Origin of the sequence: Pseudomonas sp. IB20 (assembly GCF_009707325.1) — a bacterium.
Lineage (GTDB): Bacteria > Pseudomonadota > Gammaproteobacteria > Pseudomonadales > Pseudomonadaceae > Aquipseudomonas.
Window position 1 is genome coordinate 2,819,912 of sequence record NZ_CP046103.1, and the last position, 25,248, is coordinate 2,845,159.

The 25,248-nt window shown below is 60.4% G+C and carries 18 protein-coding genes and 1 pseudogene; 14 read left to right on the forward strand and 5 right to left on the reverse strand.

Features of this window, described 5'->3' with window-relative positions; translation table 11 throughout:
- Positions 1–216: 216 nt before the first annotated feature.
- The gene (acnB, locus tag GJU48_RS13010; protein WP_094953657.1) at positions 217–2,826 is read left to right on the forward strand and encodes a bifunctional aconitate hydratase 2/2-methylisocitrate dehydratase; all 2,610 of its coding nucleotides are present in this window, start codon (positions 217–219) and stop codon (positions 2,824–2,826) included.
- Here acnB and GJU48_RS13015 read toward each other — a convergent pair.
- From GJU48_RS13015 to GJU48_RS13025, 3 genes are all read right to left on the reverse strand, one after another.
- Positions 2,823–4,517, reverse strand: coding sequence for a SulP family inorganic anion transporter (locus tag GJU48_RS13015; protein ID WP_256671143.1), 1,695 nt, complete (start codon positions 4,515–4,517; stop codon positions 2,823–2,825). The two genes, acnB and GJU48_RS13015, sit on opposite strands and share 4 nt — an antisense overlap.
- On the reverse strand, positions 4,507–5,124 hold the full coding sequence (locus GJU48_RS13020; protein ID WP_094953658.1) for a ParB-like protein: 618 nt from the start codon (positions 5,122–5,124) through the stop codon (positions 4,507–4,509). The genes GJU48_RS13015 and GJU48_RS13020 overlap by 11 nt, the downstream gene beginning before the upstream one ends.
- A 113-nt stretch (positions 5,125–5,237) precedes the next feature.
- On the reverse strand, positions 5,238–6,515 hold the full coding sequence (locus GJU48_RS13025) for a serine/threonine transporter (RefSeq protein ID WP_094953659.1): 1,278 nt from the start codon (positions 6,513–6,515) through the stop codon (positions 5,238–5,240).
- Between the two features lie 513 nt (positions 6,516–7,028).
- On the opposite strand from GJU48_RS13025, the pseudogene GJU48_RS24995 reads away from it, so the two are divergent.
- From GJU48_RS24995 to GJU48_RS13055, 7 genes and pseudogenes are all read left to right on the forward strand, one after another.
- Positions 7,029–7,223: pseudogene (locus GJU48_RS24995) on the forward strand (hypothetical protein); the annotation flags it as partial.
- Between the two features lie 450 nt (positions 7,224–7,673).
- The gene (locus GJU48_RS13035; RefSeq protein ID WP_155296009.1) at positions 7,674–8,177 is read left to right on the forward strand and encodes a cysteine hydrolase family protein; all 504 of its coding nucleotides are present in this window, start codon (positions 7,674–7,676) and stop codon (positions 8,175–8,177) included.
- 106 nt (positions 8,178–8,283) lie between these two features.
- The gene (locus GJU48_RS13040) at positions 8,284–9,237 is read left to right on the forward strand and encodes a 2-hydroxyacid dehydrogenase (RefSeq protein ID WP_094952743.1); all 954 of its coding nucleotides are present in this window, start codon (positions 8,284–8,286) and stop codon (positions 9,235–9,237) included.
- 88 nt (positions 9,238–9,325) lie between these two features.
- Positions 9,326–10,720, forward strand: a complete 1,395-nt coding sequence (locus tag GJU48_RS13045) for a pilus assembly protein TadG-related protein (protein ID WP_306109963.1) — start codon at positions 9,326–9,328, stop codon at positions 10,718–10,720.
- The gene (locus GJU48_RS25475; protein ID WP_306109964.1) at positions 10,672–11,034 is read left to right on the forward strand and encodes a hypothetical protein; all 363 of its coding nucleotides are present in this window, start codon (positions 10,672–10,674) and stop codon (positions 11,032–11,034) included. The genes GJU48_RS13045 and GJU48_RS25475 overlap by 49 nt, the downstream gene beginning before the upstream one ends.
- A gap of 130 nt (positions 11,035–11,164) precedes the next feature.
- Positions 11,165–12,232, forward strand: coding sequence for a phosphotransferase family protein (locus tag GJU48_RS13050; RefSeq protein ID WP_094952745.1), 1,068 nt, complete (start codon positions 11,165–11,167; stop codon positions 12,230–12,232).
- Entirely contained in the window at positions 12,229–13,005 is a 777-nt protein-coding gene (locus GJU48_RS13055; protein ID WP_155296010.1) for an SDR family oxidoreductase, read from the forward strand. The genes GJU48_RS13050 and GJU48_RS13055 overlap by 4 nt, the downstream gene beginning before the upstream one ends.
- A 106-nt stretch (positions 13,006–13,111) precedes the next feature.
- Here the strand turns inward: GJU48_RS13055 and GJU48_RS13060 are convergent, their stop codons facing one another.
- The gene (locus GJU48_RS13060; protein WP_094952747.1) at positions 13,112–13,738 is read right to left on the reverse strand and encodes a DNA-3-methyladenine glycosylase I; all 627 of its coding nucleotides are present in this window, start codon (positions 13,736–13,738) and stop codon (positions 13,112–13,114) included.
- Positions 13,739–13,955: 217 nt separating this feature from the next.
- Between GJU48_RS13060 and GJU48_RS13065 the strand changes: the two genes are divergently transcribed.
- From GJU48_RS13065 to GJU48_RS13080, 4 genes are all read left to right on the forward strand, one after another.
- Positions 13,956–15,281 carry a C4-dicarboxylate transporter DctA gene (locus GJU48_RS13065; protein ID WP_176462990.1) on the forward strand — a complete coding sequence of 442 codons (1,326 nt, stop codon included), beginning with the start codon at positions 13,956–13,958 and terminating at the stop codon, positions 15,279–15,281.
- A 169-nt stretch (positions 15,282–15,450) separates the two neighbouring features.
- The gene (locus GJU48_RS13070) at positions 15,451–16,152 is read left to right on the forward strand and encodes a FadR/GntR family transcriptional regulator (RefSeq protein ID WP_094952749.1); all 702 of its coding nucleotides are present in this window, start codon (positions 15,451–15,453) and stop codon (positions 16,150–16,152) included.
- Between the two features lie 17 nt (positions 16,153–16,169).
- Positions 16,170–16,856 (forward strand): GntR family transcriptional regulator, encoded by a 687-nt coding sequence (locus tag GJU48_RS13075; RefSeq protein ID WP_094952750.1) that lies wholly within the window; start codon positions 16,170–16,172, stop codon positions 16,854–16,856.
- Between the two features lie 121 nt (positions 16,857–16,977).
- Positions 16,978–17,562, forward strand: a complete 585-nt coding sequence (locus GJU48_RS13080) for a hypothetical protein (protein ID WP_178119788.1) — start codon at positions 16,978–16,980, stop codon at positions 17,560–17,562.
- 759 nt (positions 17,563–18,321) lie between these two features.
- On the opposite strand, the gene GJU48_RS13085 is transcribed toward GJU48_RS13080, so the two are convergent.
- Entirely contained in the window at positions 18,322–23,190 is a 4,869-nt protein-coding gene (locus tag GJU48_RS13085) for an NAD-glutamate dehydrogenase (protein ID WP_094952753.1), read from the reverse strand.
- A gap of 492 nt (positions 23,191–23,682) precedes the next feature.
- Between GJU48_RS13085 and GJU48_RS13090 the strand changes: the two genes are divergently transcribed.
- Complete coding sequence (locus GJU48_RS13090; RefSeq protein ID WP_094952754.1) at positions 23,683–24,036, forward strand: hypothetical protein; 354 nt, start codon at positions 23,683–23,685, stop codon at positions 24,034–24,036.
- A 248-nt stretch (positions 24,037–24,284) separates the two neighbouring features.
- Positions 24,285–25,244, forward strand: a complete 960-nt coding sequence (locus GJU48_RS13095; protein WP_017739127.1) for an AAA family ATPase — start codon at positions 24,285–24,287, stop codon at positions 25,242–25,244.
- Positions 25,245–25,248 lie beyond the last annotated feature (4 nt).

Sequence of the window (25,248 nt, forward strand, 5' to 3'; positions counted from 1 at the left end):
GTTCCTTCAGAACGGTGTTGGCGATGGTTATTACCCGGTAGGTAAATGCCAGCGCCAACCCTCATCAGCTCCGTTCTGCAGGCGTAAAACTTTGAAAGCAGCTTCTGTGAGGAATGCCGGCAGCGCTGGCTTTGCGGCCCAAAAAGCCCCCGAGCGCATGCGTGCCGTTCATTTCTGGATGAGCGTCCCGTGGGACCACTGATGAGGGTAATAACTGTGCTTGAAGCCTACCGCAAACATATCGAAGAGCGTGCAGCACTGGGTATCGTTCCCCAGCCGCTTAACGCCGAACAAACCGCAGGCCTGGTCGAGCTGCTGAAAAATCCCCCGGCTGGCGAAGAAGAATTCCTCGTTGACCTGATCACCAACCGCATTCCACCAGGCGTTGACGAAGCTGCCTACGTCAAGGCCGGTTTCCTGTCTGCCCTGGCCAAGGGCGAAGCCACTTCCCCCCTGATCGACAAAAAACGCGCTGTTGAACTGCTTGGCACCATGCAAGGCGGCTACAACATCGTGACGTTGGTCGAGCTGCTGGACGACGCCACGCTGGCGCCTGTCGCTGCTGCCCAACTCAAGCACACCCTGCTGATGTTCGATGCGTTCCACGACGTGGCCGAAAAAGCCAAGAACGGCAACGAACACGCTAAAGCCGTGCTGCAGTCCTGGGCTGACGGCGAGTGGTTCAAGAACCGCCCGACCCTGGCCGACAAGATCAGCCTGCGCGTGTTCAAGGTCACCGGCGAAACCAACACCGACGACCTGTCCCCTGCCCCGGACGCCTGGTCCCGCCCTGACATCCCGCTGCACGCCCTGGCCATGCTGAAAATGGCGCGCGAAGGCATCGTGCCGGACGAGCAAGGCAAGACCGGCCCGATGAAGCAGATCGAAGAGATGCGCGGCCAAGGTTTCCCAATCGCCTACGTCGGTGACGTGGTCGGTACTGGCTCCTCGCGTAAATCGGCAACCAACTCGGTACTGTGGTTCTTCGGCGACGACGTTCCTTACGTGCCGAACAAGCGTGCTGGCGGTTTCTGCTTCGGCAGCAAGATCGCTCCAATCTTCTACAACACCATGGAAGATGCCGGCGCACTGCCAATCGAGTTCGACGTTACCAACATGAACATGGGCGACGTGATCGACCTGTACCCGCATGCTGGCAAAGTCTGCAAACACGGCACCGATGAAGTCCTGACCACCTTCGAAATGAAGACCCCGGTACTGTTGGACGAAGTCCGTGCCGGCGGCCGTATCCCGCTGATCATCGGCCGTGGCCTGACCGAGAAGGCACGTACTGAACTCGGCCTGCCGCCTTCGACCCTATTCAAACTGCCGGAAGCTCCGGCTGAGAGCGACAAGGGCTTTACCCTGGCGCAGAAAATGGTGGGTCGCGCATGCGGTCTGGCAGAAGGCAAAGGCGTTCGTCCTGGCACCTACTGCGAGCCGAAGATGACCACCGTGGGCTCCCAGGACACCACCGGTCCTATGACCCGTGACGAACTGAAAGACCTGGCGTGCCTGGGCTTCTCGACCGATCTGGTGATGCAGTCGTTCTGCCACACCGCGGCTTACCCTAAGCCGATCGACGTGACCACCCACCACACCCTGCCTGACTTCATCATGACCCGTGGCGGTGTATCGCTGCGTCCAGGCGACGGCATCATCCACAGCTGGCTGAACCGCATGCTGCTGCCGGACACCGTCGGTACCGGTGGTGACTCCCACACCCGTTTCCCGATGGGCATCTCGTTCCCGGCCGGTTCTGGCCTGGTCGCATTTGCCGCGGCCACTGGCGTTATGCCACTGGACATGCCGGAATCGATCCTGGTGCGCTTCAAAGGCAAAATGCAACCTGGCATCACCCTGCGTGACCTGGTTCACGCCATTCCTTACTACGCGATCCAGGCTGGCCTGCTGACTGTAGAGAAGAAAGGCAAGAAGAACGCCTTCTCCGGCCGCATCCTGGAGATCGAAGGCCTGAACGACTTGACGCTGGAACAAGCTTTCGAGCTGTCCGACGCCTCGGCTGAACGTTCGGCTGCCGGTTGCACCATCAAGCTGTCGAAAGATTCGGTTACCGAGTACCTGAACTCCAACATCACCCTGCTGCGCTGGATGATCGGCGAAGGCTACGGCGATGCACGGACCCTGGAACGTCGTGCCCAAGCGATGGAAGCCTGGGTTGCCAACCCTGACTTGCTGGAAGCCGATGCCGACGCGGAATACGCTGAAATCATCGAGATCGACCTGGCTGAAATCAACGAGCCAATCCTCTGCGCACCAAACGACCCGGACGATGCCCGTCTGTTGTCCAGTGTTGCCGGCGAGAAGATCGACGAAGTGTTCATCGGTTCGTGCATGACCAACATCGGTCACTTCCGCGCGGCCGGTAAGTTGCTGGAACAGGTCAAGGGTCAGCTGCCAACCCGTCTGTGGCTGTCGCCGCCGACCAAGATGGACGCTCACCAACTGACCGAAGAAGGCTACTACGGCATTTACGGCAAAGCTGGCGCGCGCATGGAAATGCCGGGCTGCTCGCTGTGCATGGGTAACCAGGCACGGGTAGAGCCGAACTCGACCGTTGTGTCGACCTCGACCCGTAACTTCCCGAACCGTCTGGGTGATGGCGCTAACGTTTACTTGGCTTCGGCTGAGCTGGCGGCAGTCTCCTCCACCCTGGGTCGCCTGCCGACCGTCGAAGAGTACATGGGCTACGCGGCCAAGCTGGACACCATGTCCGGCGAAGTTTATCGCTACCTGAACTTCGACCAGATCGCCGAGTTCCGTAAAATCGCAGCAAGCGCAAACATCCCGGTGCTTCAAGCCTAAGGGTGTGTTGATGTAAAAGACGCCGCGTATCGCAAGGTACGCGGCGTTTTTTTATGCCTGGAATACAGCCTCCACCCCAAACCGGCGCTCAACCCACTGAGCAGGACCTGTGGCGCAACCGCTTCCGGCAAGGCTTGCAGCACTTCCAGCGCCTCATGCCGTACGCGCGCCAGCACCAAGCGCTTGCCCTCCCCGCGCACCTGCGCAAAAAACGCCGCCAGCGCTTCGATACTGGTGCCGTCCAGGTCGGGCGACTCCTCCAGGCTCAGCACCACCGTCTCGACCTTTGACTGACGCATCAGGCGCAACGCCGCACCCAGGATGCGCTCGGCATTCGCAAAGAACAGCGCCTCGCTGGGCCGCACGATCAACAGGCCGGGCACCGCCACTGCATCGGCATGATGCTGACAATCAACAAAATCATGACTGTCGCCCAGGCGCCCAAGCACCTGGATTTCGGCCGCCGACATCTGGCGTAGCATCAGCACCACGCTGATCGCGACCGACACCAGCAAGCCATCCAGCACGCCCAGCACCAACACCGCCGCCACCGCACAGATCACCAGCAACCGGTCGCGCCGCCACACAAAGTAGCGCCCCAGGGGCTGCAGGCTCAAACCACGGCCCAACGCGTAGATGACGATAGCCGCAAGCACCGGCTCCGGCGTCAACGCGACATACGGCAACACCGTCAGCACGATCACCAACACCACCAACGCCGCAACGATGCCGGCAAAACGCGAGCCCGCGCCGGCCGCCTCATTGGCCGAGGTTGCCGAATAGCCCGCGCCGGCCGGCATGCCGTGAAACAACCCGGATATCAGGTTCGCCGCACCCAGCGCCAGCAAGTCACGATTGGATGACACCCGGTCGCCATGTTTAAGCGCGAACGAACTGATGGAGCCGTAGGACTCCGCATACAAGATCATGACCAAGGCAAACGCCAACTCGCCCAGGCGCAGCCAGTCGGCGAATGGCAGAACCGGCAAATGCCCCAACTCCAAACGCAGGTCGATCATGCCGATCAAGCCCACACCGTGGGCCTGCAGGTCCAGGTACTGCCCGGCGATGATTCCCAGGATCACCACCAGCAGCCCGCCCGGCAGGCGCGGAATACGCGCGCACAGCCACAACACCACCAATGCCGCCGCCGCGACCAGCGCCGCCGCCCAGTTCCAACGCGGTAGCTGCTCCATCAGCTGCGGCAGAAGACGGATCAGGTTGTTGTCGCTCAGGTGCACACCGACCACGCTGGCCAGCTGCTTGAGGATGATGGTCAGCGCCAGGCCGAAGGCAAACCCGCGCAGTACGGGTTTAGCGATAAACGACGTCACGCCGCCGAGCTTGAACAGCCCGGCCAGCAAGAAGAGTACCCCGGTGATCAGCACCAGCCCGAATGCCAGGGACAGCCTCAGCGCGGGATCATCACCCGCCAGACTTGAAGTGGCTGCCGCCAATACCGCCGCCGAGGACGAGGTGGCCGAGACAATTGCAAAACGGCTGGTGCCGAACAGGCCGTAACACACCAGCCCGGCAAACAAAGCGATAACACCCGCCTGGGGCGGCAGCGCAGCGATGCTGGAATACGCCACGGCTTCGGGCAGCAGCAAACCGGCAATGGATAAACCGGCGAGGATGTCTTGTGTACGATTGTTCGGTGCAACAGCCGGCGGAATGCTTTCAGTTTTCAATCGAACCAACCCATCCTGGCAAATAGCGTGCTTCCTGGCTGCGCGCCAGGGTCATGGCCTTACCCAGCAGCTTGGCGTTTAACTGGCTGACCACATCGCTGCCAATACGGCTACGGAAGAAATCCGCCCACAGGAACTCGCTGAACGGTGTCGCGTCCTTGGCGTAACCACCGGCCGTGCGCAACAGGCCCGCGAGGCTGCGGTAAGGGTCGTCCTGCAGGTCAGTAATCTTGCGCGGAATGGCTTCATAGGTACGCCGCAGGCCGCGCGCATCATAGGGGTGCACCCATTGATTGAACGCCATGACACTCCAAAACGTGCTGCGCTCCACGAACGACAAGTCCTTGAGCATCAGCAGCGACACGCTTTTGACGTCTTCCAGCAACAGCGCCAGGCCGAAATGGTGATGGTCGGTGATGTAATAGCGCCCGTCCGGCCCCAGCACACAAGGAAACCAGTGCTTGTCGAGCGCAGCGGCGCGCTCCTTGCGCTTGAGCTTGGTCCAGGCTTCACGTTTGCTGGCGACTTCAGCCATGCCCACCGTCAATTGAGTGGGGTGCAACTTTTCCAGCTTGCTTGTGACCAGTTGCGGACGGGGCCGGGCCATGAGTGTCTCCAAAAGGGAACCAATAAGCCGACAGCTTAGCCCGCATTGCCGGGCCGATTTTTTCGTACGCAAAAAAAAGCCGATTCGCGCAGTACGCGAATCGCGCACTGCCTTCAGGACAGCAGCGAATAGATCAACGCGGTAATCGCGACCAGGCCTACGGCGGTGACAAACACATTGGACGCCTGCCCACGGTACTTGGCCATGGCCGGCACCTTGCGGATCGCGTACATCGGCATCAGGAACAGGATCGACGCGATGATTGGGCCGCCCAGGGTCTCGATCATGCCGAGGATGCTTGGGTTGAGCGTGGCGACGATCCAGCACACCACCAGCATGAAGGCAGCGGTCATGCGGTCCAGAGACTTGGCCGCCGGGCGGCGACCGGTCTTGAGCACCAGGCCCTTGAGGCCTTCACTGGCGCCGATGTAGTGGCCCAGGAACGACTTGGCAATCGCTACGAACGCAATCAACGGCGCGGCGAAGGCGATGGTCGGGTTGTCGAAGTGGTTGGCCAGGTACGACAGGATCGACAGGTTCTGCGCTTTCGCTTCGGCCAACTGCGCCGGCGACAAGGTCAGCACGCAGCTGAACACGAAGAACAGCACCATCACCACCATCAACAGGTGCGCGCGGCACAGGATCTGCGAGCTGCGCTCATCGGCGTTGGCGCCGTACTGGCGCTTCTGGTCCACCGCGAAGGCCGAGATGATCGGCGAATGGTTGAACGAGAACACCATCACCGGAATCGCCAGCCACAGCGTGTTGAGCAACGCCGAGGGGGCCGGGACTTGATTGACGGTACTGAGGATGCCGCCGGTCCAATGCGGGATGAGGTACACCGCCAGGAACAGCAAGGCGACGATAAACGGATACACCATCAGGCTCATGGCCTTAACGATCACTTGCTCGCCACAACGCACCACGGCCAACAGGCCGAGGATCAGCACAAACGCCAGGATCGCGCGTGGCGGCGGCATGATGTGCAGTTGGTGTTCCATAAAGCTGCTGACCGTGTTGGTCAGCGCCACGCTGTAGATCAGCAGGATCGGGAAGATCGCGAAGAAGTACAGCAAGGTGATCAGCGCACCGGCCTTAACGCCGAAATGTTCTTCAACCACGTCGGTAATGTCGGAGCCTTCACGGCCGGACAGGACGAAACGGGTCAGGCCGCGGTGGGCAAAGAACGTCATCGGGAAGGCCAGCAATGCCAGGATCACCAGCGGCCAGAAGCCCCCGAGGCCCGCGTTGATAGGCAAGAACAAAGTGCCGGCGCCGATGGCGGTGCCGAACAGCCCGAGCATCCAGGTAGTGTCCTGGCGGCTCCAGCTTGTGAGGGTTGCAGGTGTCGTTGCATAGCGTTCGTCGACGCTATTGGCCTGATCATTCATCCGGTCGGATCTCCGCATTTCCACAGCCGGGACGAGTCAGAAAAACCTGACAGGCAGCGCCCCAGCCATAACAAGCGCGCGATTGTCCGGGATTCTCGTGAATAAGCAAAGACTTAGCTGAGGAGTGGTTATGCGGTGCGGCCGCTCAAGGGCGGCCGCAGGCGCCGGTTTCACACGGTTTCAGGATTTTCGGACTATCTTCACGATCCTAGGTTAGCTGGCCTCACAACGACAGAAATCTTGGACTTTCTGCCGTATGGAGGGGGAGATGAACCCTTGCGAATCGGTGAAATTGAAGCTTCCCTTTTAAACACCTTCAGCAAAACGTCGTTTCAAAAAATGATTCTTATTTAACACTTTTAGGCGTTCTAACAATACAAAGACTCACTACGGTTTTTGCCGGACTGTTTCTTGCTGGAATATTTAGCTCACCCGAAACTTACGCAAAACAAGGGGAGCCAGGATCAGACGTCTATACGCTGGCCTCTTCCCCTCAGTGGTTGACCACCAAAGTCTGATAACGCGGTCATGTTAACGGTGTTTCTTAAACATGATCAGTCACGGCCGTTAAGCGCACTGAAAGCACAACTGGCCAAGCAGGAGTTTCACACAGTATTTCCTCCTGCCGGAGTGGAAGTCGTCAGTTGGAATATAACCATGGGCATCGGGCAGGTCATCGTCCTGAGGCTGGCAGAAGTCACCCTGGCGCGTGCGGCACGCGGCAGTGGCCCGTCAGACGAATTCCTGGAAGCCACACGAACCAAGCTGCTGCCCGTGAAGAATTCGGAAGCGACCGTTGACAGCCGCGCGACCACGCCACAGGTCATCGTCCTGAGGCTGGCAGAAGTCACCCTGGCGCGTGCGGCACGCGGCAGTGGCCCGTCAGACGAATTCCTGGAAGCCACACGAACCAAGCTGCTGCCCGTGAAGAATTCGGAAGCGACCGTTGACAGCCGCGCGACCACGCCAGCATGATCGGGCCATGAACCTTATTCAGCTGTGCCTCACTCGCACCACCACCACGACCGCTTATGGCGGGTCGTGCGGTTGCTGTGGGTGCTTGAGCTAGAAACATCCCGGATACAACCCAAGGCCCCACCAGCAATGGACGGGGCCTTTTTATTGCCCCGCCACCTGGCCACTGCAAGGAGCAAGACCATGGCAAACGCCCTGCTGATCATCGATATGCAAAACGGTTTATACGATGGCCCGGACAAACCCTTCGAACGCGAACGCGTGCTGGGTACCATCAACCAACTGATCCAGCGCGCCCGCACAGCCAACGCGCCGATCTTCGTGGCCCGCCACACCGGCCCTGCCGGCTCACCGATTGAAGCCGGCAGCCCTCTCTGGCAGCTCTTGCCCGAGCTGAATGTCGACGAGGCCCGCGACCACCTGTTCAATAAAACCCGCCCCAGCTGCTTTCTAGGCACCGATCTGGCGCAGCAACTGGCGGCGAAGCAGGTGGATGAACTGGTGATTGTGGGGATGAAAACGCAGTTCTGCATCGACACCACCTGCCGAGTGGCGGCTGAGTTGGGGTTTTCAGTGGTGTTGCCGGAGGATGGCCATACCTGCATGGACACCCCACTACTGTCAGCCGAAGCGATCATCGCGCATCACAATGCGACCCTGGCGGGGGCGTTCGTAAAGCGGGTGTAATTCAGAATGGCCTTACGAAAGAAGAAAATTTTCTATCTGAACAAAACGTTCCGTCTTACAAATCCCGCATACTCATCCTCTCAAACCCTTCAGGAAGAGCCTTCCGATGACCACCACTGTTCTGGTCCTGGTTGAAACCATCAACGAATACCTGCAAATCATCGAGAGCAATGATTTTCATGTGATTCTGGCGCCGACGCCGGCGGAACGCGCCCAGGCGATCAAGGCCCACGGTGGGCAGATCAAGGCGGTGCTGACCCGTGGCCCGCTGGGGCTGTATGCCGAGGAAATCGCCGCACTGCCGCTGCTGGAGATCATCTGCGTGATCGGTGCCGGCTACGAGCATGTGGACCTGCAGGCGGCGAGCAACCGTGGGATCGTGGTGACCAACGGCGCCGGGGTGAATGCGCCGTCGGTGGCCGACCACGCCATGGCGTTGCTGCTGTCACTGGTGCGCGGTATTCCCCAGAACGACGCGGCCGTGCGGCGCAGCGAGTGGCCAAAGGTGATGCGCCCTTCCCTGGGCGGCAAGCAACTGGGCATTCTGGGGCTCGGCGCGGTGGGCATCGAGATCGCCAAGCGTGCGGCCCTGGGCTTCGGCATGGAGGTGAGTTATCACAACCGCCAGCCCCGCGATGATGTGGACTACACCTACTGCGCCACCGCCGTGGAATTGGCGCGCACCTCGGATTTTCTGATACTGGCCACGCCCGGCGGTGCGAGCACCCGTCACCTGATTGATCGCCACGCCTTGGACGCGCTGGGGCCGAACGGCTACCTGGTGAACATCGGGCGCGGCAGCGTGGTGGTGACCGACGATCTGGTGGCAGCTCTTGAGCAACGGCGTATCGGCGGTGCGGCGCTGGACGTGTTCGACGACGAACCCAAAGTGCCCGACGCCCTCAAGCGCCTGAGCAATACCGTGCTCACCTCGCATGTCGCCGGCCTGTCGCCGGAAGCCGCCCACGACACCGTGCAGCGCGTGGCTGACAACTTGGTGGAGTATTTCGCCGGTCGGCCCGTGCTTACACCCGTAAACCTGCCGCCACGCAAACAATAGCGTTTAGCCAGCACCGACGCGAAACCTGACTACACTGCTCTGCGGGTATGCTCAGGACGTCGGTGCATGACCGGCGAAGGAACGCAGAATGTTTGGCCATGGACTCGGCCCGGCCCGCCAACGCGGGGCCATCGGCTTGATCGGCGCAGTTACCCTTGGGATCGCGCTGTTGTTTATGTTGCTGGTGGTCGACAGCGGCCGCTTGTACCTGGAGAAGCGCAAATTGCAGCGCGTGGCCGATACGGCAGCGCTGGAAGCGGTGAGCCGCAGCGGCAAGTGCGCGGCGCCGACTAACAATGCCACGCAGTTTGCGACTGAAAGCGCAGCGCGCAACGCCTTCAAGGTCGACGCCAGTCGCACATTGGCTGTCGCCTGCGGCACCCTGGCCACCGGTGCGGACTTTATGCGCACCTTCAGCGCCGACCCCGCCAAAACCGATGCCATCCGGGTGATTGCCACCCACCGTGTGCACACCAGCCTCGCCCATGGCTTGCTCATGCTGTTCTCGGCTAAACCCATCACCATGATGACGCTCTTGAGCGCCACGGCGGTCGCCGCCGCGCCGACTCCGACGGTGGCATCACTCACCGTGCGCAGCACTTTGCTGACCGTGGACAGCACCAAGTCCGTCGCCCTCAACGCCCTGATCGGCGGCTTGCTGGGCGGCACGTTGCAACTCGACGCGGTGGGCTGGAACGGCTTGATCAACACCAATATCAGCTTGCTCAAGTACCTGGATGCCTTGGCCATCCGCTTGAACGTCAGCGCCGGCAACTACGACCAGTTGCTCAAGACCGACGCCACCGTCGGCCAGTTGATCCAGGCCGCCATCGATGTACTCAAGCTGGGCGGTGACGCGGTCAAGGTGGTGATCAACAACCTGGAAGCCATCAAACTGATCGCGCCGGGCACGCAGATCCTGCACTTGGGCGACCTGATCAACATCCAGAACGGCACGGACAAAAGTGCGCTGGATGTGAAGCTGCAACTGTTCAACCTGATTCAGGGCTTCGTGCAGCTGTCGAACAAGGCCAGCGCGGTCGCCGTGGAACTGCCGGTGGATGTGCTGGGGCTGATCGGCGTCACCGTCAGCACCAAAGTGATCGAGCCGGCGCAGCTCTCAAGCATCGGCGACCCGAAGAACATCGCCACACAGCCCATCTTTGTCCGTACCGCTCAAGTGCGCACCCTGATTTCGGTGAAGTTACCCATCGTCACGCTGGTCAACAATGTGTTGGGTGGCGTGGTGCAAGCGCTGAATGACGTGCTGGGCGGCCTGTTGGGGCTGCTTGACCCCAATTGTTGCCTGGTCACCAGCCTTGAAATCGGCGACAAACTCGACATTGCCCTGAGACCTGCAAGCGCGGCACGGGAGTCTGTGGCGACCGACAGGCATTCGCGGCCGGCGGGCTGGGCATCCGCGTCGACAGCAGTGTGGCCCGAACCCAACGCGCACACACCTACACCCACCCGCCGGCGGTGAATCAGCCACCGACGTATTATCAGTTCGCCGCATCGAATGTGGTCAGCAGCCTGAGGGAAACACTCACCGGCATCCAACTGATCAACCACCCGCCGAAAATGGCCAGCCTGTTGGGCGTCGTGCTGGGCATCGTCACAGGCCTGCTCAACGGCTTGCTCTCGACCCTGGGCGGGCTGATTGCCGGGCTGCTCGGCCCGCTGCTCGACCCCATCGTCAACAACCTGCTCGCCGGCCTTGGCATTGACCTGGCAAAAGTTGAAATCGGTGCCAACCTGTCCTGCAACCCCGGTGGCCGGGCGATGCTGGTGATTTGAGCACATCAGGCCCGCTGATCATCATCCAACACGCTAACCTATTAAGCCGCCCCGACCTTGTCGCTGGGCGGCGGTGCGCATTAGATTAGCCAATAGTCCAAGGCCTTTAGAATAAGCAGAAGGGATAAGCATGGCGCTTAACGACCAATCGACCCAGATTCGCCCAGGCGAAGAACTTGATGCCAGCCTCATCGATCCCTACCTCAAGGCCCATATTCCGGGCCTGCACGGCACGGTCAAGATCAGCCAGTTCCCTGGCGGTGCGTCCAACCTGACTTACTTGCTGGAGTACCCGGGCCAGGAATTCGTGTTGCGCCGCCCGCCCTTTGGCCACAAAGCCAAGTCCGCCCACGACATGGGCCGCGAGTACCGCATTCTCAACCAGCTTAAAGACGGCTTTCCTTATTGCCCCAAAGCCTACGTGCATTGCACCGATGAATCGGTCATCGGTGCCGAGTTCTATGTGATGGAGCGGGTCAACGGCATCATCCTGCGTTCCGACCTGCCGCCGGAACTGGGCCTGGACGCGACCAAGACCGACGCACTGTGCAAAAGCTTTATCGACAAGTTCGTCGAGCTGCATCAGGTGGATTACGCGGCCTGCGGCCTGGCCGGCTTGGGCAAGCCCGAAGGCTACGTAGAACGGCAGATTCGCGGCTGGAGCGACCGCTACGAAAAAGCCCTGACCCCCGACGCCCCGAGCTGGGAAGCCGTGCGCGCCTGGCTCAATGACAAGATGCCGGCCGACCACCCGACCTCCAGCATCGTGCACAACGACTACCGCTTCGACAATGTGATCCTGGACCCCAATAACCCGATGCAGATCATCGGCGTGCTGGACTGGGAACTGACCACCCTGGGCGACCCGCTGATGGATTTGGGCAACACCCTCGCCTACTGGATCGAAGCCGCCGACCCGGCCCCGGTGCAACTGATGCGCCGCCAGCCAAGCAACGCCCCCGGCATGCTCACCCGCCGCCAGTTCGTCGATTACTACGCAGAGCGCTCCGGCATTCAGATCGACAATTTCGACTTCTACTACACCTACGGCCTGTTCCGTCTGGCCGGCATCGTGCAGCAGATCTACTACCGCTTCTTCCACGGCCAGACCCAGGACAAACGCTTTGCGCAGTTCATCCACATGAACACGCTGCTGGAGCAAATGAGCCTGAATGTCATCGGTAAATCCGCACTCTGACGGCAACATTCAAGACCCACCTGTTCGACCTCGACGGCAAGATTGCTTTTGTGTCCGGCGCCAGCCGCGGTATCGGTGAAGCCATCGCCAAACTCCTGGCCCAGCAAGGCGCCCACGTGATCGTCTCCAGCCGTAAGCTGGAAGGCTGCCAGCACGTGGCGGATGCGATCATCGCCGATGGCGGCAAAGCCACCGCCGTGGCGTGCCACATTGGTGAAATGGAGCAGATCACCCAGGTGTTCGCCGGCATCCGTGAACAGTTCGGCCGCCTGGATATCCTGGTCAACAACGCCGCGACCAACCCGCAATTCTGCAACGTGCTGGACACCGACCTGGGCGCGTTCCAGAAGACCGTGGACGTGAACATTCGCGGCTACTTCTTCATGTCGGTGGAAGCCGGCAAGCTGATGCGCGAGAACGGCGGCGGCAGCATCATCAACGTGGCGTCGATCAACGGGATTTCCCCAGGCGTGTTCCAAGGCATCTACTCGGTGACCAAGGCCGCGGTGATCAACATGACCAAGGTGTTTGCCAAGGAATGCGCAGCGTTCGGCATTCGTTGCAACGCCCTGCTGCCGGGCCTGACCGACACCAAGTTCGCCTCGGCGCTGGTGAAGAACGATTCGATCCTGAAGATGGCCCTGGCGCAGATCCCACTCAAGCGCGTGGCCGATCCCAGCGAAATGGCCGGCGCAGTGCTGTTCCTGGCCAGCGATGCCTCCAGCTACACCACCGGGGTGTCGCTGAATGTGGACGGCGGTTTCCTGTCCTGATCAAGCGTTCGGCGGTTGCCGACGAAAACTCACCGCCAGGCGGTTCCAGCCACTGATGCTGCCGCAAGCCAACTCCCACCGTTTGAATGGTGCTGGGTACGAGGGCTCAGGGCCGTTTGAACTCCCGCCGCAGTTGCTCGATCAGCGGTCGGCAAGCACAGCCGTCCAAGTGATCATTGACCATCCCCATCGCCTGCATCAGCGCATACATCGTGGTGGGGCCAACAAAGGTCCAGCCGCGTTTCTTCAAGGCCTTCGACAACCTCACCGAAGCCGGTGACGTCGGATTACCCGTCCAATAAGCCATGTCCACCACGGCCGGGCGCTCCTCCTCGCTAGGCTCAAACGCCCAAACCCACCGCGCCAGCGAGCCAGTTTCATCCACCAGCTCACACGCCCTGCACGCATTGTTGATGGTGGACACGATCTTCGCCCGATTGCGCACAATGCCGGGGTCCTGCATCAGCCGCTCAATGTCCGCCTCGCCATACCGCGCCACACGACGAAAATCAAAGCCCTCAAACGCCACCCGGAACTGCTCGCGCTTGCGCAAGATGGTGATCCAGGCCATGCCCGCCTGAAACCCCTCCAGGCAAATCTTCTCGTACAGCTGGATATCATCCGCCACCGGCACGCCCCACTCGTGGTCGTGGTAACGCGGGTATTCCGGCGCCGCTGTGCGCCAGGTGCAATGCGTCTGCCCTGCGTGCGTGGTCAGTCCTGGTCTGTCCATCGATCACCTCGCCAATCTTGCCGTGGATGATAAGCGAAAAATTTTCCAAACCACCAACCGCTCAAGCATCACGCTTACCGACCAACTGGTCAGACCGGAACCTGTCAACCGTCCAATATTTACTTGTGATTTCAAAAAAACCCAGCGTAGACTGGCCACGCACTGGACTTACCGGTAAGACCACAACAATTAAGCCCTGGAACCACCAGGGCACCGAATAGAGATCCCTCCCATGCTCAGATGGTGCTCGCGTTCGATTTTCCTGCAAGTCGTGATTGGCCTGATGCTCGGCATCGCCTGCGGCCTGGCCCTTCCCGAATTCTCCTCGCAACTCAAACCCCTGGGTGACGGCTTCATCAAGCTGATCAAGATGCTGATTGGCTTGATCGTGTTCTGCGTGGTGGTCAGCGGTATTTCCGGCGCCGGCGACTTGAAGAAAGTCGGGCGCATCGGCCTCAAGTCGGTGATCTACTTTGAAGTGCTGACCACTGTTGCGCTGGTGATCGGCCTGATCATGGCCTTCAGCACCGGCATCGGCACCGGCGCCAATATCCACCTGGAGCAATTGTCCTCCGCCGGCCTGAATGAACTGGCTGACAAGGGCCAACATATCCGTGGCACCAGCCAGTTCCTGATGGACCTGATCCCCAACTCGGTAATCGGCGCCTTCGCCGACAACAACGTGCTGCAAGTGCTGCTGTTTTCAGTGCTGTTCGGCAGCGCGCTGAACTTGGTGGGCGAAGCCGCTTCGGGCATCTCGCGGTTGATTAACGAGCTGAGCCACGTGATCTTCCGCATCATGGGCATGATCGTGCGCTTGGCGCCGATTGGCGTGTTCGGCGCCATCGCCTTCACCACCAGCACCTACGGCCTGGATTCGCTGCAACACCTGGGCAGCCTGGTAGGCTTGTTCTACCTGACCTGCTTTGCCTTTGTCGGGCTGGTGCTGGGCCTGGTGATGCGCTTGTCCGGCCTGCGCATGTTGCCGTTGCTCAAGTACCTGCGCGAAGAGTTGCTGATCGTGATGGGCACCGCCTCATCCGATGCGGTGCTGCCACAGATCATGCGTAAACTCGAGCACCTGGGTATTGGCAGCTCAACGGTAGGCTTGGTGATTCCGACGGGGTATTCATTCAACCTCGACGGTTTCTCGATCTACCTGACCCTGGCCATCGTGTTTATCGCCAACGCCACCGGCACCCCGCTGTCGATGACCGACTTGCTGACCATCCTGCTGGTGTCGCTGATTACCTCCAAGGGCGCTCACGGGATTCCGGGCTCGGCGCTGGTGATTCTAGCCGCGACCCTCACCGCCATCCCGGCGATTCCGGTGGTCGGGCTGGTGCTGGTGTTAGCGGTGGACTGGTTCATGGGTATAGGGCGTGCATTGACCAACCTGATCGGCAACTGTGTTGCCACCGTGGCCATTGCCCGTTGGGAAAAAGACATCGATATCCAGCGCGCCAACAAGGTGCTCGACGGCCAACAAGGCTATGCCTTCCAGGCCAAGAAGCCGGTGCTGCCGGCGCATCAAGAGTTTTAAGCGATTTCATAAACAACACAGATCCACTGTGGGAGTTGGCTTACCTGCGATAACGGTGGGTCAGCAATAGAGATGTTGACTGACCGTCAGTCATCGCAGACAAGCCAGCTCTCACACTGGATCGTCACAAGACTCACCATTGTATTTGCACTATCAAGGAGACGTAGACGTGATCAGCACCTCAACCGTCGTCAATTCAGTCGTAGAAAAACTGCGCGCCGCACTCAAGCGCGGCCAGTGGCGGCGTGGCGAAATGCTGCCCGGCCAGCGTGAACTGGCCGAACAAATGGGCATCAGCCGCCCAAGCCTGCGTGAAGCGGTGATCGTGCTGGAAACCCTGGGCCTTGTGCGCTCGATGCCCGGCAAAGGTGTGGTGGTGCTGGAAACCAGCGTCAGCGAACCGCAATCCAGTGACGCCGTGGCCGATGCCAGCCTGGAAGACATCCTGCAACTGCGCTACACCCTCGAGCCGTTCATTGTCGGCCTGGTCGCCCAATCCATCAGCAGCAAAGAAGTCGGCCAATTGCGCCTGACCCTGATGGACATGCGCGAAGCCCTGGATGCCGGTGACGCCGAAGCGGGCATGAACGCCTACATCGGTTTCCACGAAGAACTGTTCGCGCTGACCTCCAACCCGATCTTCCAGAACGTGGTGCAACAGACCAGCAACGCCCTCAAGCAAAGCGCCCAGGTGCTGCGTAACTCGCCCGAACACCTGGCGGAACGCCTGCAGGAAAACGAGGCCGTGGTGCGCGCTATCCGCAACAAGAACAGCGCCCTGGCCAGTGCCGAGATGCGTCGGCACATCCTCCAGGAAGGCCTGCGCATGGGCATTCGCTTGAACATCCCGGACGACCATCTGGGCAGCTGAATTTTTGGAGACAGGCCATGACCGCCCACGCCCTGCAACGCCACCCCATCCTCCCTGCCCTGCGCCTGGTGGCAGGCAAAAAGCCCTCGGTGGATGACATCTACCCGCGCTTGTTCGACGCCATACTCGAACAACGCATCCCGCCCTCCAGCCGGTTTACCGAAGAAGGCCTGGGTGAAACCTTTGGTGTCAGCCGCAGTGTTATTCGCCGTGTATTGGCAAAACTGTCTCACCAACAAGTCATCATCCTGCGCCCCAACCAACGCGCTCAGGTGGCAGCGCCGGATGCCCAGCAAACACGGCAGATTCTGGAAGCGCGGCGCCTGACCGAAATCACCGTGGTGCAGCTGGCCTGTGCCCAGGCCACGCCGACGCACATCCGCCAGTTACGCGAACTGATCGCCCGAGAGCGTGAGTACATCGAGCGCGACCAACGCGGCCCGGCAATTCGGCTGTCCGGGGAGTTTCACCTGCAATTGGCCGCGATGGCACGTAACGCGCCCTTGGCGCAGTTCCTCAACAGCCTGGTGCCGCTGACCTCGCTGATCATTGCCCAATACGAGGCGCAAGCCTGTACGTATTGTGCGTGGCAGGAGCATGTGGCGATTGTGGATGCGCTGGAGCAACGTGATGTGACTGGCGCGATCAGCCTGATGACCCAGCACCTGGATCACCTGGAAGCGAAACTGCTGAAACTCAACTGACGGTCACCACCGCGTCGGTTTTTTGCACCTTCAGGTGTCTTCTCGGTTGATCCACTTGGGCACGTTGGGCGCCTGATAACTCAGCACCGCGGCCAGCAAACGCTCCACGTTCGGTTCAACGATGAGCATGTCGCGGTGCACGGGTTTTGAGAAGGCCGCGACCGACACTCATGTCATCACCGATGCGAACCCTGTGTGGTTGCTTGAACGGCCCTACCCAGAAGGCCCGATGTTGGCCGCACGTACCTTTGGTGGCAGCGCTTACGGTGATCACCATATGAAGGCTAACCTTGTGATCAGCTGTCACCCGCAGAACCCAAACGCTGGCCTGTCGCTGGAGATCATCCCGCAATTACTGGGCTGGGACGCCGACCCATTTGAAGGCAAGGATGCCAGCGCAAATGGGCCACTGAGTATCACGACAGGCACACGCGCCGCCGTCGAACACATGGTCAGTGGCGTCTGGAATTACGGCGGGATGTTCCAGATGGGTTTGGTCTTTGAGCTCAGCATCTCTGTCCCGCGAGAGGAATTAGCCTACTGGGCCACCGATGCCTCGCGCGGGCAAACCCTGACACTTTCGTTAGCCCCCGCCACTGAGGGCGGCAAGCCGCTGACGGCATCGTTCTTATTGCCGGCAAACAACAACGGGTTGAAGAAAGCCATCCAGCCCTGCCTGGGGCCAGCCGGCGCGGCTACACGCTAACCTGTGGAGATCAAAATGGGGGAGCTGGCTTGCCTGCTCCCCCCGTTGACCCCGTTGTTTGATAAATCGTGTTCCAACAAAAAGCCCCGCCCGCCGTGCTGTTGATCTTGATCTGCTTTTGATTTTGATCTACTAVTCAACTCAGTCAATGTGGGAGCTAGAGGCAGCCGCAACTCGGTCAAGTGTGGAGCGACTCGCTCCCACAGTTGGATCTCGGTACATCAGACAGAGAGTGTGCTGCTGTGCTTTTGCCCTGCTTTTGCTTCAACCACTCAGGTCGGCTACTAGGCCGCCGTGCTCTTGCTTTTGATCTTGATCTTGATCTGAGGCGCCCCGTTAAACCACGCTGGCCGAACGCAGGCTTGAATCGTGGGTAACCCGGCAGGACGCCGGGTTAGCCGCGCTGGGCCAAGGATGGCCCATCGCGGCGGCCCACGGATTCAAGCCTGCGTGCGGGCAGCCGAGCCTAAGCGAGGCACCGAGTGGTGGGGCAAAGCGTTTTTTGGTTACTTTTTTAGGCGTTTGTAAAAAAGTGACTCGCTGTAAGAGCGAAACCCTAGGTGGCCGTTACCGCAGCAAGGATAGAAGCCATCCAGCCCTGCCTGGGGCCAGCCGGCGCGGCTACACGCTAACCTGTGGAGATCAAAATGGGGGAGCTGGCTTGCCTGCTCCCCCCGTTGACCCCGTTGTTTGATAAATCGTGTTCCAACAAAAAGCCCCCGCATCTCACGATACGGGGGCTTTTGTTTTACTGCCTGATCAAGCCGGTTGCAGCACCGACTGACCACTCAGCGCCAGGTCCAGCAACTCACGGTTGGCGACCGCGTACATGGCGTAGTCCGTGCCGACGGCGGCACGGATTTCCACCATCATTGCGCGCCAGCGATCGGCCATGTCCTGGTGCTGCTCAAGCCACAGGGCCACGCGGGCTTCCATGTCTTGTGGCGCGTCGGCCATTTGCAGTACCGAGATGGTGATCGCCCGTTGCTGCCAGTCCACGTCGTCGCGGAAGGCTTCGCGGGCCGCGGCTTGCCAGTTGTTGGCCACCGGCAGATCGCTGATCTGCTGCAGGTACCACGGCAAGTCCAGGGCGCTGCCGACGGCGAAGTAGGCCTTGGCCACTTCGGCGGCGTCATGCCCGGTCACGTCAGCGGCTTCGATGATCGGCAGCAAGGTGTACAGGTGAGTCGTGCCTGCAACCATGCGCGCCAACAACTCCGGTACACCCGCTTCGGTGTAAGCCAGGTAGCGGGTCTGCCAACCTTCACGGGTCGGGCCTTCCAGCAGTTCGTCGAGCTTGAGGCCCAACGCCGCCAGGTGCGGACCGAAGTGTGCGGTGTCGCGGCCAGCGTCCTGCTCGTTGCGACGGCTGCGCAGGAACCAGCGCGTGGCACGGCGGCCCAGGCGCATCAGCTCGTCCATCAGCTCCAGTTGCACGTCGGCGCAGACCTGGTGGTCCAGGGCTTCGATCTGACGGAACCAGTGCGGGAGATGGAAGATGTCACGCACGATCACATAAGCGCCGGCCACGTTCGCCGGGCTCATGCCGGTCGACTCTTTGAGCCGTTGAACGAAGGTGATGCCCATGTGGTTGACCAGGTCGTTGGCGATCTGGGTGCTGACGATCTCACGCTTCAAGCGGTGACGGCGCATCGCTTCGCCGAACTTGGCAACCAGGCTCGGTGGGAACGCGGTCTCCATGTCACGGGTCAGGTAGTCATCATCCGGCACCAGCGACTTGAGCAGCGCTTCCTTGAGGTCGATCTTGCTGTACGAGATCAACACCGACAGCTCCGGACGCGTCAGGCCCTTGCCGGTGGAAGCGCGCTCGGTGAGCTGCTCCTCAGTCGGCAGGTACTCGATGGCACGGTCCAGCTTGCCACGGCCTTCCAGGTCGCTCATCAGGCGCTTGTACTCAGCGGCACGCTCGTAAGCTTTGCGGGCGGCCAGGGACAGGGCCTGGGTCTGCTTGTAGTTGTTGCCCAACACCAGGCTGCCGACTTCGTCGGTCATGCTCGCCAGCAGCTGGTTGCGCTGCTTGTCGGTCATGTCACCGGCCTGCACCACTTCGTTGAGCAGGATCTTGATGTTCACTTCGTGGTCGGAGCAGTCCACACCACCGGCGTTGTCGATGAAGTCGGTGTTGGAACCGCCACCATTGAGGCCGAATTCCACGCGCCCCAGCTGGGTCATGCCGAGGTTACCGCCCTCGCCCACCACCTTGCAGCGCAACTCGTTGCCGTTGACGCGCAGGGCGTCGTTGGCCTTGTCGCCCACGTCGGCGTGGCTTTCAGTGCTGGCCTTGACGTAAGTACCGATGCCGCCGTTCCACAACAGGTCCACCGGCGCCTTGAGCAAGGCGTTCAGCAGTTCGGTCGGGGTCAACTTGTCGGCCCGGATGTCGAAGCGTTCTTTCATCTGTGGCGAAATGGCAATGCTCTTCGCGCTGCGCGAGAAGATACCGCCGCCTTCGGACATGATGCTGGTGTCGTAGTCGGTCCAGGCCGAGCGCGGCAACTCGAACATGCGCTGACGCTCAACGAAGCTGGTCGCCGGGTTCGGGTTCGGGTCGATGAAGATGTGCAGGTGGTTGAAGGCCGCGACCAGTTGCAGCTTGTCGGACATGAGCAAGCCGTTACCGAACACGTCACCGGCCATATCGCCGACGCCCACCACAGTGATGCTGTCTTCCTGCACGTTGATGCCGCGCTCACGGAAGTGACGCTGCACACCGACCCACGCGCCCTTGGCGGTGATGCCCATTTTCTTGTGGTCGTAACCGGCGGAACCACCGGATGCGAACGCATCGCCCAGCCAGAAGCCGTAATCAATGGCGATGCCGTTGGCGATGTCGGAGAAGGTCGCAGTGCCCTTGTCCGCTGCCACTACCAGGTACGGGTCATCGTCGTCATGACGCACGACGTTGGCCGGAGGCACCAGGGCGCCGTCTTTGAGGTTGTCGGTGATGTCCAACAGGCCGGAAATGAAGATGCGGTAGCAGGCGATGCCCTCGGCCGCGATCTCGTCCCGGCTGCCGCCCAATGGCAGGCGACGCGGCAGGAAGCCGCCTTTGGCGCCCACCGGCACGATCACCGAGTTCTTCACTTGTTGGGCTTTTACCAAGCCAAGCACTTCAGTACGGAAGTCTTCTTCACGGTCGGACCAACGCAGGCCGCCACGCGCGACGTTGCCAAAGCGCAGGTGCACGCCTTCAACACGCGGCGAGTAGACGAAAATTTCAAACTTCGGCACCGGCTTAGGCAGCTCAGGAATCGCGCGCGGGTCGAACTTGAAGCTGAAGTACGACTTGTTCTGGCCGTTGGCGTCGGTCTGGTAGAAGTTGGTGCGCAGGGTGGCCTTGATCAGGTCCAGGTAGCGACGCAGGATGCGGTCTTCGTTAAGCACCTGAACATCGTCAAGGGCCGTGAGAATCGCTTGTTCCAGGCGTTGCTGCTTGTCTTCCAGGTCATCGGCGGTGAGCTTGCGCGCCAGGTAGAAGCGCGTCTTGAACAACCGGGTCAGCTCGCGAGCGATGTCGGTGTGGTTGTTCAGGGTGCTGGCGATGTAACCGAGGTCGAAGCCCAGGCGGATCTGCTTCAAGTAACGCGCGTAGGCGCGCAGCAGCGCCACGTCACGCCATGGCAGGCCGGCAGTCAGTACCAAACGGTTGAACGCATCGTTTTCGGCATCGCCGTGGACGATGTGTACGAACGCGTCTTGCAGAGTGTCGTTGAGCTGTTGGATGTCCAGGTTCACGCCTTCGGCGGCGATGAACGCGAAATCATGAATCCAGAATTCACGGCCATTGGCACGGCGCAGGCGGTACGGGAATTCACCCAGCACACGCAGGCCGAGGTTTTCCAGGATCGGCAACACGTCGGACAGTGCCAGCGGCGTGTCAGCGTGGTAGAGCTTGCAATGCAGCTCGCGCTGGCCGGAGACCTGGCCCAGCGGCTGATAGAAACTCATCACCAGCGGGTTGGCTTCGGTCAGGCTGTTGAGGTGCTGCATGTCGACCACAGCCGAATGCGCCGCAAAACGCTCGCGGTAACCGGCCGGGAAGCCTTTCGGGAAGTCTGCCAGCACATTGGTGCCTTGGGCTTCGCCGAAGCTTTCGACGACGAGACTGGAGTAGTCGTCCTGCCAGCTGCGGCAGGCCTGCACCACTTCTTTTTCCAGTTGCAGCGTGTCGATGTCCAGGCGGTTCTTCGGGTCAACCCGCAGAATCAGCTGTACACGGGCCAACACGGATTCGGAGAAGAAGGTCCAGAACTCGCAATCCGAGGCTTTCAGGCGATCCATCAGCACTTGCTGGATCTTCTGGCGCACTTCGGTGGAATAGATGTCGCGCGGCACGTAGGCCAGGCAGTAACAGAAACGACCGTACGGGTCTTTGCGCAGGAACACGCGGATCTTGTTGCGCTCCTGGATCTGCACGATCGACATCACAGTGCTGAACAGCTCGTCGACCGGGGTCTGGAACAGGTCATCACGGGGCAGCACTTCAACCACCTGAGCAAGCTCTTTGCCCAGGTGAGCCTTGGCCTGGAAGCCCGAACGGCGTTCGATTTCCGCAACCTTGCGACGGATATAAGGGATCACCCGCACGCTTTCGCCGTACACCGAGGAGGTGTAGAGGCCCATGAAGCGGTGTTCCTTGATGACCTTGCCGTCGGCGCTGATCTCACGGATCGACACATAGTCCGGATAAGCCGGGCGGTGCACGCGGCTTGGGTGCGCGGCCTTGGCGAACGACAGCACAGTCGGTTCACGCAGGTAGGCCACGGCGTAGTCTTCGATGCGCAGGTCTTCGGCGGTAAGGCCGGCACGCAGCAGTTTGGTCAGGCCGAGGAAGGAGCTGGCGTCATATTCGATATGGCCGCCGTCCGCCTCGTCACGTACCACGAACTCTTCATAGCCGAGGAAGGTGAAGTGGTTGCCCACCAGCCACTCCAGGAAGTTCTTGATCTCGGCTTTTTCTTCGCCGTCGATGCTGAACTGGCTGGCGTCGATACCGTCCAGCAACTCCTGGACCTTGGCCTTCATCGGTTCAAAATCGGACACGGCCACGCGCACTTCGCCCAGCACTTGCTCAAGCTCTTTGCTCAGCACGTTCAGTTCGGCGGCATTGGCGCAGCGGTCGATTTCCAGGTACATCAGCGATTCTTGCTGGACGCCTTCGCCCTGGGTGCCTTTAGGCAGGATTTCCAGCAACTCGCCCTTCTTGCCACGGCGCACGCTGAGCACGGTGGTTTGCAGGGTGTGGATGCTGTAGCCACGACGGTTCAGCTCGGTACGTACCGAGTCCACCAGGAAGGGCAAGTCATGGTGCAGCACTTCGACCGCTGTGTGGGTAGATTGCCAGCCATGACGTTCGTAATCGGGGTTGTAAACGCGCACTTGCGGGGCGCTGTGGTCAAAGCGCTCAAGCAGGCGCCAGGCAGACAAGGTGCAACCGGCCAGGTCGGAAAGGCGACGTTGGGTCAGTTCGTCCAGGGAAATAATGCCGAAGAATTGTTCAGCGAACAGCGCCACTTGTGGCAGTGCCTGTTCACTGATGTGCTGCGCCAGTGCCGCTTGCAGTTGATGCTGGAAGTCGGCCTTGCTGGCTGCGGTGAAGAACGCCATCTGTGGTACTCCGCTTGGGCTTGTTATTGATGGAAGCGTCGCGTGTTATCCCCTTGCGGGGAGACCGTCAGCGCTGTTCGTCGGTACGGATAATAAGCACCATAAACGAATCAGGGTGACAGGTGGGTGAAGCTGGACAAGACAGTCAGGTCACATACAACTTCCATAAGAAGTGCACCTTACCAGGCGACGGTACGACGGGCAGGTCAGGCTCCCGGCACAGGGCACATCCGTTGCGCAGCTTAACGAGTGTAGGAAGACAGCTGCTTGCGATGCTGCGACATATTCGGTCATCGGTACGCAGGCTTGAGGTTGCGACTTGGGCAACCTGGATTTTTCCGAAGAAAATCCGGCTATATTCAAGCCTGGGAGTACCGAAAATGACTGGTATTGCCCGTCAGGTCATGCACTGGGTCTGACATATGATGCAGCACAAAATTCGCCGCAATGGCACAATTGCCGAGCTGCGCCCTCCCCCTGACAGGATTTCCCATGCTGCAACTGAACACTGACGCACTGATGGCCACCCCGTGCGACGACGAAGAAGACAACATGGCTATGCTCTGCTGCCACGGTAAAAACGGCGAGATGTTCATGCTCACCCGTTACCCGGATGAAGATGAGGTTGAACTGACCTGGGACTACGAGCCGTCGACCCTCGATGGGCTGAAGGTCACCCTGAGTGACACGACGCTGCTGGTTGAACTGGCCGCCGGGGACGCCGACGCGTTGGGTGGCAAGGATCAGCTGCAGATCACCCACGCCACTGCCGCGTCGGATTTGGCTGAAGTTGAAGAGACCTTGCAGAACATTCTCAAGGGCACCGGCACCTTTACCCGAATCTAAACTGCCGCACAGATCAAATGTGGGAGCCAGCTCCCACATGGGCAAGGCCCAGCAATGGGAGCCAGCTCCCACATGGGCAAGGCAAGCCTTCAGCACAATTTGTGCTGCACACACAAAATTCCTACAAGTTTTCCTAAAAATACCCCGCGCGCCGTTAGTCGCCGCACCCCTCGATGCATTAAAGTAAGCCCCCCAGGCCAGGCGTTTTTTTCTCAATGCCCGGCCAATCTCTCCAGGAACCGTCATCGATGGAACATCGTGAAGCGCTGCTTGCGCTGCGAACCTTTCTTTCTACGCAGATTCTCGGCCAGGAAAAACTCATCGATCGCCTGCTGATCGCGCTGCTCGCCGACGGCCACATGCTGGTAGAAGGTGCGCCGGGCCTGGCCAAGACCAAAGCCATCAAAGAGTTGGCCGAAGGCATCGAAGCGCAGTTCCATCGTATCCAGTTCACCCCCGACCTGTTGCCCGCCGACATCACCGGCACCGAGATCTATCGCCCAGAAACCGGCAGCTTCGTGTTCCAGCAAGGGCCGATCTTCCACAACTTGGTGCTCGCGGACGAAATCAACCGTGCGCCGGCCAAGGTGCAGTCGGCGTTGCTCGAAGCCATGGCCGAGCGCCAGGTCAGCGTGGGGCGCAGCACGTACGAGTTGTCGCCGCTGTTTCTGGTGATGGCCACGCAAAACCCCATCGAGCAGGAAGGCACCTACCCACTGCCCGAAGCCCAGCTCGACCGTTTCCTAATGCACGTCAAAATCGGCTTCCCGGACGCCGCCGTCGAACGGCGCATCCTGCAACAAGCCCGTGGCGAGGCGCTCAACGGCGAAACCAAGCCTGAGCGCCGTGTCAGCCAGCAGGCAATCTTTGCTGCACGCAAGGAAATCCTCGGCTTGTACATGGCCGACGCCGTAGAGGAATACCTCGTGCAACTGGTCATGGCCACGCGCACCCCGGCCAAGTTTGATCCGGAAATGGCCGAGTGGATCGCCTACGGCGCCAGCCCACGCGGTTCCATCGCCCTCGACCGCTGCGCCCGCGCCCACGCCTGGCTGGCCGGTCGCGACTTTGTGAGCCCGGAAGATATCCAGGCGGTGCTGTTCGACGTGCTGCGCCATCGCATCATTCTGTCGTTCGAAGCCGAAGCCGCCGGCATCGACCAGGACCGCGTGGTGCAACGCATTCTCGACGTCGTTGCCGTCGCTTGAACCC